We start from the raw sequence: 12,763 nt of genomic DNA on the forward strand, positions 1-12,763 counted from the left end.
ATTAAAGAAAAAGCATCAGACTACTATTTAGCAGCCTAATGCCTTTCCCTATTATTTAATTTTTAATTGACTTTTATCAACACCATTTGACAAAGAGCCATTAAAAAGACCAGTAAAATAGTCAATTACTGGTCTTTCTTCTTGATTAAAATGTGGGTAAAACTTACTTGCTTGTCTACGTTCCATTAACCTACTAGCCTCAATAAAAGATTAAAAATCCAAATCAAGACATAATTTTGTACGAAATACAAAATGAATAACGCAATTATTGGAGAAACATCAATCCCCGTTGAATAAGCTAATCTAGCAAGTGGGCCTCTTCTAAATAAGTTTAGATATGGATTAACAACTTTATCTAAGAAGCGCCCCACAGCTGAGTTGCGCAACATTGGCAACCAACTCATAATTGCATCGATTACGATAAAAAGACTGTAGAGCCATAATATCCAAGTAAGAATTAAATAAATTGTATGTATTACGTTGAACATTAACTTAAATTATCTTTCTTATCCACTAAATCACTAATTTTTCCATCAGTGACAAACTTTGGTGGCGTAGCCAAAAAGATTCGATCACCGATGCGTTGGATTTCACCATTCAAGGCATAAACCGTGCCTGTAATGAAATCAACGATTCTACGAGCTGAGTCGTCTTCCATTCTACTAAAATTGATCACCACTGCTTTATTGTTAAGCAAGTTTTGTGCAACATCTTTAGCATCTGAATAAACTCTAGGTTCGTACAACACGATTTTGCTCTTAGATGAATTTAAACCGGATTTAATTGATACTACATTATCACGGCTTACAGAATTTAGAGGTACATCTTCGTTGTTTTCGTTACTCTGAGCAGCATATTCTTCATCATTTTCCAATTCATCATCGTTTGAAATTCCAAAGAATCTGCCTAATTTATCAAAAGCCATCGTTATTTACCTCCAACTACTAGTTTTCGCCACGATGCTTGAAGAATGGGATATCACTGTTATCATCATCGTCATCTTGAGCACTAGTTTCAATTTGAGAAATACTGTCTTGGCCATCATTACCAAAAGCATCAAAACTTTCTTGATCCTTCTTTGGTTCAGCAAGCTTGGCATTTCTTCTTTGATTATCTTGATTATCATTCAAACCCCAAACACTAGTAGGATCTACCATAGTTTGCTTTGGAGCTTCATGCTTTTCTTCTGTTTCAGAAGCTGGGTGAACAGTTTGTGGCCGATCAACTGGTTGAGTTTCAGTTTCAGGTTGAACTGTCTTATTAGCTTCTGATTCAGCAGCCTTCTTAGGTTGAGCCTTAATTTGGTGACTGCGTCCTGGTAATTGCTTTGATGCAGCTTCTTCGGCTTCAGAATCAATACCAGTAGCAATAACTGTTACAACAACTTCATCACCTAAGTTTGGATTAATTGAAGTACCAAAGATAATGTTTACGTCATCGCCAGCTGCCTTAGAAACGATTTCTGATGCATCTTGTGCTTCAAACAAAGTAAGGTCAGGACCACCAGTAATGTTAAGAAGAACTTGCTTAGCACCATCGATTGAAACTTCAAGAAGTGGTGAAGAAATAGCAAGCTTAGTTGCTTCAACAGTTCTGTTTTCACCACTAGCACGACCGATACCCATCAAGGCTGCACCTTGGTTTTCCATAACAGTCTTAACATCGGCAAAGTCCAAGTTAACGTAGTCAGTTGAAGTGATCAAGTCTGAAATACCTTGAACACCTTGCTTCAAGACATTATCTGCTTCCTTGAAGGCATCCATCATAGGGGTCTTCTTGTCAACCATTTCAAGCAAACGGTTATTAGCAATGATAACTAAAGTGTCAACGTATTGCTTAAGTTGAGTAATACCTTCAGCGGCGTTTTTTGAACGCTTAGGGCCTTCAAAACTAAATGGACGTGTAACTACCCCAACAGTTAAAGCACCAGTCTCACGTGCAATTTTGGCTACTACAGGAGCTGCACCAGTACCGGTACCACCACCCATACCAGCGGTAATAAAGATCATATCTGCACCCTTGAGTGCATCTTCAATTGTTTGTTCACTTTCTTCAGCTGCTTTTTGTCCAACTTCTGGATGTGAACCAGCACCTAAACCACGTGTCAATTTAGGTCCTAATTGAATCTTGTTTTCAGCTTTATTGCTGTTTAATGCTTGCACATCAGTGTTTGCTGCAATAAAGGAAACTCCTTGTACACCATCGTCAATCATTCGGTTAACAGCATTGCCTCCGGCACCGCCAACACCAATAACTTTGATGACAGCATTTTTATTGTCGTCTGAATCGAATGTAAAATCCATTAAATTTAACCACCTTTAATCAAAGAATTTCTTAAAGAAACTCTTTAAGCCATTAGTTTTTTCTTGATTATTATCTTTTTCATCCATTGAAGATGCGTCTTCATCGGATATTTTGTTTCTATTATAAGCTTCTTTGGCTTGACTTTCACTATTAGAAGCCGTACTTTTCGAAATCTTGGAACTTTTTGTTTGAACAGGTTCTTCAACTTCGGTTTCACCAAAGCCGTAAATTACTCCGTTAACTAAATAGTCGATTTCTGACATCTTGTATGAATAATTTACAATACCATAAGCAGCAGTATAAATTGGATTACGCATTCCAATTTGATCAGGTTGATAAATACGTGCTTTTACATTTAAACCATTGGCCGTCAAACTATCAATGCCTTCTAACAAGCTTGTACCACCGGTAATTACGATACCACCTGGTTGCTTTAAGGCATGGTGCTTAGCAAGCCCTTTACCTAATCTGGTCAAAATTTGCTCCAAACGAGCATTAATGATTTCACTGAGGTAAACCTCATCAATCATTTGTTGTCCATTAGCGCCTACGCTGTTAATTGCAAACTTATCATTCTTTGAGGCAAAATCAGGATCTGCATAACCATAATCTAATTTAATTTGTTCCGCATCGCTCTTAGAAATACTTAAAACAGTGGAGATATCATTAGTAATATCGCTGCCACCTTCTAAGTCGATGTTAGCGTATTTGATTTGACCATCTTTAATTACAGTCGCAGTACTTACACCGCCACCTAAGTCAATAATAACTGACCCAAAGGTGCGCTCGCTTTCGTTTAATGCAACACTGGAAATTGCCAATGGAGTTGGTACGAAGAAGTTATTATGATATCCAGCTCGTTCGATTGCTTTCTTAATGTTGTGCAATGGACCTGTAGGAGCAGTAAGCAAAATGCCACTTACGCCTAATGAACGAGCAATCATCTTTCTTGGATCGTCAACTTCGGTCTTACCATCGATTAAAAAGCGACTTGGCAAGAAAGTGATTGCATCACGATTATCCTTAGCTGCAGATTTAATAGCAGATTGGATTGCACGCTTAACATCACCATTACTTACTTCTTGGCCTTGTTCGCCAACATTGCTAAAACCAGTAGCTGTCTCTAATTGCAGCATCCCTACTGGAATCCCAGCAACAACGCTATATATTTTAGCGTTAGTCTTTTCAGCTACACTCTTAAGTGCTCTACTAATTGCCGCAGCAGTTTGATCGATATCAACGATTTGACCATGTCTCATGCCAGAATTAGGCGTGGTAACTGCACCGATCACTTTACCTGAATCTGCAACAACGGCTTTTATACTTGTGGTTCCTATATCGAGTCCCACTAAAAGATTTGAATTCTCCAAAATTAAGCCCCCATTAATATTTGCCCTGGAAAAATTTTAACATAGATAAACATTTATAGCAGTTACGATATACCGTAAGCCTTTTTCTCACTAGAAGTTAAAGGTCTACTAAATGCGCCTACTTCCAAATCGATTAAGCTGTTCTTACCAGCCTTGACTTTAATCTGGTCGTAATATTTAACTTTATCTTTGATAGTAACAACATTACCAACAACTACATTGCCATCTTTCATGACAAAAATAATTTGCGAATTTCGTCTAGTGTTCCCACTTAATAATTTTACCTGATTTCTGAAGTTTTTAGGTAAACTATTAAACAACTTTAAATCTTCTTTTAAGAAACCTGATTTGTTATAACCAACGAAAATAGGTTTAACTTGATCTACCTTTGACCAAGTTAAAGACTTACTGCCGATTTGGCCATTATTTAAAATCTTGCGATAATTATCTCCATCTTTCAAATATCCCATTGTTGGCCGCTCATTAACCTGTAAAATCAATTGATTAACATGGCCTAAATGAGCTTGTGCACTTTGAATTTCAGGATATTTCTTGGACAGCTTTTGACTTAAGTCTTTCTGCTGGAACAAATAATCAAAAACCTTATCGCTTGCTTTAATTTTAGAGACCTTAACAACCTCTTTAATTGGCAAATCATCAGCACCTACTACTTTAACCGTACTAATATTTGCTAAGGGCGAAATATAATAGCCTAAACCTACAACTGCCAAAATTGAAACAGTCATTATTAAACCTAGTCTGCGTCTCAATGAACGACGTCTTTCGGCTTGCAGACTAGAAAGCGAGGCAGAGATCTTGGCTTGTCCCTTGCGGCTATTTTTCTGCTGATTAAATTCATGATTCAAGTAAGGAGACAATTCTTTTCTTGGATCAATTTTTGTTACCGGCTTTTTGGCCATCTGCCTCACCTGCTTTCTAACGAGAAATTTCTTGCATTACCTTAATTACTTGATCAGAGGCATCTGGAACACCTAAAGCCTTGGAGGCTTTGCTCATTTCATGAGCATATTTTTCATCAAGCAAAATGTGATCGATTGAAGAGACAAAATTATTTGGATTTAAGTCATCTTCAGGAATAACTAATGCTGCACCAGCTTTTTCCAAATCAAGTGCGTTCTTCATTTGGTGATTATGAGTAACATTTGGACTTGGAATTAAAATTACTGGAACACCTAATGCAGTAAATTCCGCAATACTGGTTGCACCTGATCTAGAAACAACACAGGTCATTTGTGGCAAAAGCTCAGGCATGTTCTTAATATATGGCAAAATCTTAATGTTTGTACCAATATCAACATCCTTTAACTTCTTTTGAACAGAGTCAAAGTAATAAGTACCTGTAGCCCAGATGATTTGATATGGCTTCTTTTTAAGTGTCATTAATGACTGAAGCATGATGCGGTTGATTGCCAATGCACCACGTGAACCACCAAAAACCAACACTGTTGGCATTTGTGGGTTAAGACCCCATTCTTTCTTCAAATCGATCTTTTCCTCGTGCAAGCCTAAAACTTGTTGTGAACGAGGATTACCTGTCTTAACCAATTTTTTCTTTTCAGAAAATTCTTTGGCAGCATCATCAAAGGTGTAACAAATTTTGTCAACATAGTGACCTAAAAACTTGTTAGCTAAACCAACTACAGAGTTTGATTCGTGGATCATGGTTGGAATATGCATCTTGGCAGCTTCATAAACCATCGCACCACTTACATAACCGCCAGTACCTAACACAACGTCTGGTTTAAATTCTTGCAAAATCTTACGTGCACTCTTGGTAGCTTGCAAGAACAACTTTATCGTCTCAAAGTTCTTCAACGGATGCTTACGGTTGAAGCCTTGAATCTTAATGGTTTTAAAGTTAACCCCAGCAGCAGGAACGATTCTTGATTCTAGACCCTTTTGCGTACCTACAAACAAGATTTCATCGTTTTTGCTAATTCCGCGTTCTTTCAAACGTTCAATAATTGCCATGATTGGGTAAATGTGGCCACCAGTGCCGCCGCCTGTAAATATAACTCTCATTTTATTTAGTCTTTAATTCCTTAACAAATCTAACAAAGTAATCGCCACGTTCTTCGAAGGTTCTGAATTGATCCCATGAAGCACATGCTGGTGAGAACAATAATACGTCGCCAGGTTCAGTCAATTCATAAGCTCTTGGAACAGCTTCTTGAAGGGTATTAACGATCACGATATCCTTAATGCCAGCTTTTCTAGCTGCATCAGCCAAAAGATACTTAGTTTCACCATAAAGAACGATTGACTTAACGTGCTTCTTAAATAATGGTACCAAATCGTCAAAGGTGAATCCTCTATCTAGACCACCAGCAATTAATACTTCTGGTTCCTTAAATGCAGGAATGGCTACCGTAGCAGCTTCAATATTAGTTGACTTAGAATCATTATAAACCTTGCGACCATCAAGTGTTGTTACATATTGCAAACGATGCTTAGCACCAGTAAAAGTGCTTAAAACTGCTGCAATATCATCATTGTCAGCACCCATAATCTTAGAAATAGCGATCGCTACTAAACTGTTTTGCAAGTTATGGATACCTGGCAACTTGATATCAGCAATCTTCATAATCTTTTCGTTTTGGCTTTCAAGATATTCATCACCGATAAAGTAATCTGCATTATGATCAGTTTCTGAGAAAGTTTGCATCTTAGCTGGAGATACTTTCTTTTCTTGAGCCAAAATGTCCTTTTGATCATAGTTAGCGATAAAGTAATCGTCACTAGTTTGGGTTCTAGTTACGTTCAATTTTGCGTTGACATAATTTTCAAAGGTCTTGTGGTAGTCCAAGTGAACATTGTGATAAATATCAACGATAGCTGCAACCTTAGGATCAATGTCAGTTACACCTAGAAGTTGGAAGCTTGAAATTTCCACTACTAAGATATCGTCTTTAGTAGCCTTAGGAACAACTTCGGAAATTGGCACACCAATGTTACCAACGGCATAAGCGTGGTGACCAGATTTTTGCAAATGGTGATCCAAAATTCTTTGAGTAAGCATTACTGTAGTAGTCTTACCGTTTGAACCTGTTACACAAACATAAGGCGCCTCACTGCAGCTTAGAGCAATTTCTGGTTCAGTAATAATTGAAATACTTAATTTCTCAGCCTTTTGCACCATTGGGTTTTCATAAGGAATACCTGGGTTTTTAACTAAATAATCAAAGTGTTCTTTTTCAAGAAGATCAACTGGGTGATGCCCGCCAATTACGCGAACGCCTCTAGCCTTTAATTCTTGTGCCTTCTCATTTTTATCAAGATCAGCTTTATCATTTAAAGTCAATTTTGCGCCCAACTTTAAGAGCAACTCACTAACAGCAAAACCGCTTTTTCCTAAACCTAAAACTAAAATATTCTTATCAGTATAAGTTTTAATATCCTTCATTTTTTATCCCCAAATTGCTAAATACAAAATACTACCAATTAAACCAACAATCCAAAATACAGTGTCAACTTTCCATTCGGACCAGCCCAGCATTTCGAAGTGGTGGTGAATAGGAGTCATCTTAAAGATTCTCTTACCTGTTGTTTGGAATGAAATTACCTGCAAAATTACACTAGCAGTTTCGCAAACGAAGACAATTCCGACAAGCAAAAGTGACCATGGTTTGTTAAGCATGATACTTACAGTAGCCAAACCGCCACCTAAAGCAAGGGAACCAGCATCCCCCATAAAGATCTTAGCTGGTTTATGGTTGAAAATAAAGAAGGCAATTAAACCACCGATTACACTCATACAAAAGGCCAAAACAGCAAAATTCTTTTGTTTAAATGCAATATAAGCATAAGTACCGTAAGCCACAACCGATAAGCCAGTTGCTAAACCATCAAGTCCATCTGACAAGTTAACAGCGTTTGAGAAACCAACCAACCAGAAAATAATGAAAATGATGAATAAAACTACGCTATGTACAACTCCGGCGAAAGGAATGTACAAGCCAAATTGGAAATGATCACTTGCAGCAATCATAACAATTACAATCGCAATAATAATTTGAAGAGCTAATTTTTGCCATGCTCTCAAACCTAAATTACGCTTGAAGTAAAGTTTGATTCCATCATCAAGGAAACCAATTATACCGTAGCCCAACAAACTGATAACCAAAATCCAGACTACTTTGTTCAAATTATGTTGCCATGCAGCAACCCAAATAACGGAAATACCAGCAGCGATAACGAAAACTGTTCCTCCCATAGTTGGCGTACCAGATTTTTTCTGGTGCCACTTAGGACCTTCATCACGAATTTCTTGTCCTTCATGGTGTGAACGCATAAATCTAATCAACAACGGTATAAAAATCACTGTCAAAATCAGTGAACTAACTAAAGCAATACAGCTTGCCAGCATAATATTCATTCTATGCTACTCCTTTAAATTAACTTTTATTTTCTTCTCGGCCTTTATTTCTGTCCCTTTAGCCACATCTTGGCTAGCAACAGTTCCGGTTCCCTTTATACTAAATTTAACGTCTGTGAGGTTCGAGAACTCATGTAAATCGTTAATGCTCCAGCCACGCATGTCTGGGCAAGTCACTTTACCTGACGTAGATACAAATATCTTATCGCCTGACTCTAATCTTTCGCCCTTCTTGATGCCTTGATCAGTAATACGCTTGCCACTGCCAACTTTAACTATATTCAAACCAACTTGATTTGCTTTAGTTGCAGCCTGCTTATATGTCATGCCTTTAAAGTTAGGTACTTCAACAGTGGTTGAAGAATTATCGTTTTTAGACATCGAGATGATTCTGCTCATCATTGGTTTAAAGATAGATGCCAAGATCTTTTCAGCAGTAGCACCGCCACCTAAATGAGGCTGCTTAAGAGTCAAGTAAATGCAATAACGTGGATTGCTACCTGGGTAAACACCGACTACTGAGAAGATGTAGTTGCTATCACCTTTCAAATAGCCACCACCTTTTGGATTAGCTATTTGAGCAGTACCGGTCTTAACAGCAATATCTGCATTGCCCATCTTGTAGGCATTACCAGTACCAGATTGCTTATTAAGCACTCTCTTCATATTGGCCAAAACAACTTTTTTAGTCTTGTTGCTATAAATCTTTGAACCAACTTTTTTGATCTCATAGCCCTTAAGGGTTTTACCGTTAGAATCAGTAATCTTATCAACTAATTGTGGCTTTACCATTTGACCATTATTAGCCAATGAACTGTATGCCTGCATCATTTGCATTACATTAACATTTACACCCTGACCAAATGCAGTAACGGCTTGATCAACTGGCGTCTTGAATGAAATGAAGCCAGGTTGTTCTCCCGGAAGTGTAATTCCAGTCTTTTGACCAATGTGGAACTTCTTTAAGTACTTATTCCAAGTCTTTGCACCCATCTTTTGTTCCAGCTTAACAAAACCAGTGTTACTTGAACGCTCAAATGCTTGTGAAAATGGAATCGTACCCCAACCAGAAGTCAACCAGTCATGGATAGTTGAACCACCGACATTTACTGATCCTGAACGGTAATATTCATTCGGATTGTAATTGCCACTATTAACTACTGCCGAAAAAGAAAGAAGTTTAAATACAGAACCTGGTTCATAAGTATCTTGAACCAAGATATTACGATATGCTTTGGTTAAACCTTTCTTAGTCTGAGGATTAAATGTTGGACGCTGTGAAGCTGCTAAAATTTTACCAGTCTTCATATCTTCAACAACTGCAGTTATCGAAGTAGGATCATATGCTTTTTGTACATCAGTCATATGTGATTCAAGATAACTTTGCAGTTGTGAATCAAGCGTCAAATATAAGTTATTACCATTTTTAACTGGCTTATATACTTGATTGCCATTAGGCATTTGATATTCTGAAGCATCAACTGAGGAAATTCTGTAACCATCAGTACCGGTTAAAGTCTTGTTGAAGTAAGCCTCAATTCCCATAGTACCAACCAAATTTTGTGCATTGGTCTTTTTATCATATACAGGCTGAGCTAAACCAACAATGTGAGAAGCAAAATTACCATTAGGATAAAGTCTTGATGGCGTAGCTAAGAATTTGATTCCTGGCAATTTCATAGCTTCAATCTTTTTCTTCTGCTTACTCGTTAATCCACTACCTGCTGTACCAAATTGAACCTGGAAAGCCTTCTGCTTGGGATTCAAATAGCGATAAATTTTATCTGCCGACATCGGCAAAACTGTAGCCAACTTTTCAGCTGTTTCAGACTTATTCACAACATATTCTGGCTTATTCTTGTAGTTGATCGATGACTTATCCAAAATCGCGTAAGATGACTTATCCAAAATCGCGTAAATAGTATATAAATGTGAGTCTTCCGCAATTGCTAATCCATTCCGATCATATATCGTACCACGTGTTGCTTTAATAACTTGATTACGCTTATAAAGCTGCTTGGTACGTGCGGATAAGTTCTGCCCATTAACTGTTTTGGATATACCTATATATAAAAATCTAGCCGTAAATACAAGAAAAACCAAAGCGACAGCTACTTGGAGAAATCTCCCCACTGTAAAGCGGTAGCTGTGGGCTTTGGATTTTTGTAATTTTAAATTACTGTTTTTTTTCATTAGCGAATTGTCCTAATGTTTTTATTAATAAGAGTTAAGCCCTTTTGACGCGCAATCTTGTTCAAACGCGTAGTGGAGGTCAACTCACCAATTTCCTGACGTAAATCGGTAACCCTGTTCTGTTCCTTAGCAACTGACTGTTGTGTTTTTGTCAACTCATGTTGAGCCGAAGTTGCAGAAATGCTAGAAGAAACTAAAAAAATCATCATCCCAAGCGTAATCACGCTTCCAACAATTAATAAAGTTTTTTCTACCCAATTATAAGGAACTTTACGCGGATCAAGGATAATTCGTTGACGTTTCTTAGAACCATTTTGCTTACTTGGTTCATATTCTATTCTTCTTGCTGAACTGTCAGCCATAACATTTTCCTCTTTATAACTTCTCTGCAACCCGTAGTTTTGCACTGTGTGAGCGGTTATTTTTCTCTAACTCCGAAGTCGAGGCGGTAATTGGTTTGCGATTAACCAAACGCAGCGTTGGTTTCATATCGTCTGGTACAAAAGGCATCCCTCTTGGCACCTCTACTTCTGAATACTTCTTAAAAATCTTTTTAACGATTTTGTCTTCATGAGACTGGAATGTAATCACGCTGATTCGACCGCCAGGTCTTAAGACCTTAATTGCTTCTTCCAGAGAAGCTTGCAATACATCTAATTCATGATTAACGGCCACTCGCAAAGCTTGAAAACTCTTCTTTGCCGGGTGTCCTCCTGTCCTTCGTGCATATGCAGGGATTGCCTCTTTAATTATGTCAACCAGTTCAAAAGTTGTCACAATTGGCTTATCCTTACGTCTTTCCACGATTTTGTGAGCTATTTGACGGGAGAATTTTTCATCTCCATATTTGTACAAAATATCCGCTAGTTCTTTTTGACTTAAAGTATTAACTAACTGATAAGCATCTAAGCTTTGACTTTGATCCATCCTCATATCAAGCCGAGCATTATAGCGGTATGAAAAACCGCGATCAGCCTGATCAAACTGAGGGGATGAGACACCTAAATCATAGTATATGCCATCTATGCCATCTGAATAACCTAGCTCAACCAGATCCCGCTGCAGATTCGTAAAGTTGTCATGTACGAGCTTCAATTTAGGTTCACTATCCGGTTCCAATAAATTAGCAAAGTTCAACTTTGCCGATTTTATTGCGTATTCATCTTGGTCAAAACCTATCAACGTACCGGTGTCAATTTTGCTGAGCAAATATCTTGCATGCCCACCACCGCCAAAAGTTGCATCTACATAAAGACCACCGTTTTTTGGTTTCAAATTGTCGATAGTTTCATGTAAGAGTACACTGGTGTGTTTGAATTTCATATTTTATAGTTCAATGTCGTCCAAATTTTCAGCAATGTCATCATAGTCTTCGTTAGCTTCTTCTTCGAAGCTATCCCAACGCTCCTTAGACCAAATTTCAATTCGGTTAGAAACACCTATAATGACACATTCTTTTATGAGTTTAGCATGGTCTTTGAGCGTTGCTGTCAGATTAACGCGACCCTGCTTATCAAACTCACATTCCATCGCACCAGAGTAGAATAAACGCATAAATTTACGCGCATTCCTCTTAGTCAACGGAAGTTTTGCTAATTTAGCTTCAATCTTTGACCATTCGTCCATCGAATAGCCAAAAATGCAGCCTTCCATTCCTCGCGTGAACACCATCTTGTCGCCAATCTGTTCACGCAGTTTCGCTGGTATAATTAAACGACCCTTGCTATCCAGATTGTGGTGGTATTCACCCATGAACATGGTCTAGCCCCCTTCCACTAAATAATTTACCACAATTCACCACTCTCTACCACCTGCATGGGCAAAAAATACAGATTTTTAGATTTATTTATAATTTTTCTTTTTACAAAATTTAAAAAAGGTGCAAAATATTATCATTTTGCACCTTTCGTATATACAAATAAGATCTATCTCATATAAGCATCATTAATAATAATCCCACGTACCATAAACTAGTACATGCGGCTAAATAGTCCCATAATTTGCGTAATGTTTTGCTTAAAGAAATATTTTTATTCTTTATCGCATCATTCAGTGAAACAACGATAACCAAAATAAAATAAATCAAAAAGCCATATGGTAAAAAAGAAGGTTGATTCATATGCGCCGTAATTAAATTGCATCCCGCGATGAAAAAGAATGGCAAAACATCGTAGCCTCTAAACTGCGCATGTGGAAATAATAAATTGATTACAAAAGCAACCGCTAAACCAATAATCGGCATTAGGAAAATATAAAGCATAAAAGTTCCTCCATTCCTTTATTCTAAACTACAATTGATTTGAAAAAAACTATTAATAAGCATAAAATATTGTTCAAATAGGAGGGCTTTTTATGGCACGAAAGAAGAAAAAGAAATCTGGTTTTCAAAAATTGACTATTGTCATGGCATGGCTAATGGCTTTCATTACCTTAGCAGCAGTTATCGCTGGAGCTGTTGGTGCAATGGCCAGTGCAGGAATGTTTTAAAAAAAGACACGGA

Annotated in this window: 14 protein-coding genes and 1 pseudogene; 1 reads left to right on the forward strand and 14 read right to left on the reverse strand. The window is 37.6% G+C overall.

The window, feature by feature from the left end; all coding sequences use genetic code 11:
- Positions 1 to 99 precede the first annotated feature (99 nt).
- From WS44_RS09745 to WS44_RS01125, 14 genes and pseudogenes are all read right to left on the reverse strand, one after another.
- Positions 100 to 186 (reverse strand): annotated as a pseudogene (locus WS44_RS09745) (RNA-binding protein); the annotation flags it as partial.
- On the reverse strand, positions 186 to 488 hold the full coding sequence (locus tag WS44_RS01065; protein WP_013437631.1) for a YggT family protein: 303 nt from the start codon (positions 486 to 488) through the stop codon (positions 186 to 188). The gene WS44_RS01065 and the pseudogene WS44_RS09745, both read right to left, overlap by 1 nt.
- Entirely contained in the window at positions 488 to 925 is a 438-nt protein-coding gene (locus tag WS44_RS01070; RefSeq protein ID WP_013641731.1) for a cell division protein SepF, read from the reverse strand. Before WS44_RS01070 ends, WS44_RS01065 begins: the two co-directional genes overlap by 1 nt.
- Positions 926 to 944: 19 nt before the next feature.
- Positions 945 to 2,303 carry a cell division protein FtsZ gene (gene ftsZ / locus WS44_RS01075; RefSeq protein WP_046432608.1) on the reverse strand — a complete coding sequence of 453 codons (1,359 nt, stop codon included), beginning with the start codon at positions 2,301 to 2,303 and terminating at the stop codon, positions 945 to 947.
- A gap of 15 nt (positions 2,304 to 2,318) precedes the next feature.
- Positions 2,319 to 3,674 (reverse strand): cell division protein FtsA, encoded by a 1,356-nt coding sequence (gene ftsA / locus WS44_RS01080; protein WP_013437628.1) that lies wholly within the window; start codon positions 3,672 to 3,674, stop codon positions 2,319 to 2,321.
- Positions 3,675 to 3,736: 62 nt separating this feature from the next.
- Complete coding sequence (locus WS44_RS01085; protein WP_013437627.1) at positions 3,737 to 4,594, reverse strand: FtsQ-type POTRA domain-containing protein; 858 nt, start codon at positions 4,592 to 4,594, stop codon at positions 3,737 to 3,739.
- A gap of 16 nt (positions 4,595 to 4,610) precedes the next feature.
- The gene (gene murG / locus WS44_RS01090; protein ID WP_013437626.1) at positions 4,611 to 5,717 is read right to left on the reverse strand and encodes an undecaprenyldiphospho-muramoylpentapeptide beta-N-acetylglucosaminyltransferase; all 1,107 of its coding nucleotides are present in this window, start codon (positions 5,715 to 5,717) and stop codon (positions 4,611 to 4,613) included.
- Between the two features lies 1 nt (position 5,718).
- Positions 5,719 to 7,098 carry a UDP-N-acetylmuramoyl-L-alanine--D-glutamate ligase gene (murD, locus tag WS44_RS01095; RefSeq protein WP_046432610.1) on the reverse strand — a complete coding sequence of 460 codons (1,380 nt, stop codon included), beginning with the start codon at positions 7,096 to 7,098 and terminating at the stop codon, positions 5,719 to 5,721.
- Positions 7,099 to 7,101: 3 nt separating this feature from the next.
- Positions 7,102 to 8,070 carry a phospho-N-acetylmuramoyl-pentapeptide-transferase gene (gene mraY / locus WS44_RS01100; RefSeq protein ID WP_022087710.1) on the reverse strand — a complete coding sequence of 323 codons (969 nt, stop codon included), beginning with the start codon at positions 8,068 to 8,070 and terminating at the stop codon, positions 7,102 to 7,104.
- A 6-nt stretch (positions 8,071 to 8,076) separates the two neighbouring features.
- Positions 8,077 to 10,263 (reverse strand): penicillin-binding transpeptidase domain-containing protein, encoded by a 2,187-nt coding sequence (locus WS44_RS01105; protein WP_046432612.1) that lies wholly within the window; start codon positions 10,261 to 10,263, stop codon positions 8,077 to 8,079.
- A complete protein-coding gene (ftsL, locus tag WS44_RS01110; protein ID WP_046432615.1) occupies positions 10,263 to 10,625 on the reverse strand; it encodes a cell division protein FtsL in 363 nt (120 codons plus the stop codon). Before ftsL ends, WS44_RS01105 begins: the two co-directional genes overlap by 1 nt.
- 13 nt (positions 10,626 to 10,638) lie before the next feature.
- On the reverse strand, positions 10,639 to 11,586 hold the full coding sequence (gene rsmH, locus WS44_RS01115; protein WP_046432617.1) for a 16S rRNA (cytosine(1402)-N(4))-methyltransferase RsmH: 948 nt from the start codon (positions 11,584 to 11,586) through the stop codon (positions 10,639 to 10,641).
- A 3-nt stretch (positions 11,587 to 11,589) separates the two neighbouring features.
- Positions 11,590 to 12,021, reverse strand: coding sequence for a division/cell wall cluster transcriptional repressor MraZ (gene mraZ / locus WS44_RS01120; protein ID WP_013437620.1), 432 nt, complete (start codon positions 12,019 to 12,021; stop codon positions 11,590 to 11,592).
- A gap of 172 nt (positions 12,022 to 12,193) precedes the next feature.
- A complete protein-coding gene (locus tag WS44_RS01125) occupies positions 12,194 to 12,523 on the reverse strand; it encodes a DUF3397 domain-containing protein (protein WP_013437619.1) in 330 nt (109 codons plus the stop codon).
- Between the two features lie 92 nt (positions 12,524 to 12,615).
- On the opposite strand from WS44_RS01125, the gene WS44_RS09750 reads away from it, so the two are divergent.
- Positions 12,616 to 12,750 (forward strand): DUF4044 domain-containing protein, encoded by a 135-nt coding sequence (locus WS44_RS09750; protein ID WP_013437618.1) that lies wholly within the window; start codon positions 12,616 to 12,618, stop codon positions 12,748 to 12,750.
- Positions 12,751 to 12,763: the final 13 nt, after the last annotated feature.

Origin of the sequence: Lactobacillus sp. N54.MGS-719 (genome assembly GCF_000980505.1) — a bacterium.
GTDB classification, from domain to species: Bacteria; Bacillota; Bacilli; order Lactobacillales; family Lactobacillaceae; genus Lactobacillus; species Lactobacillus amylovorus.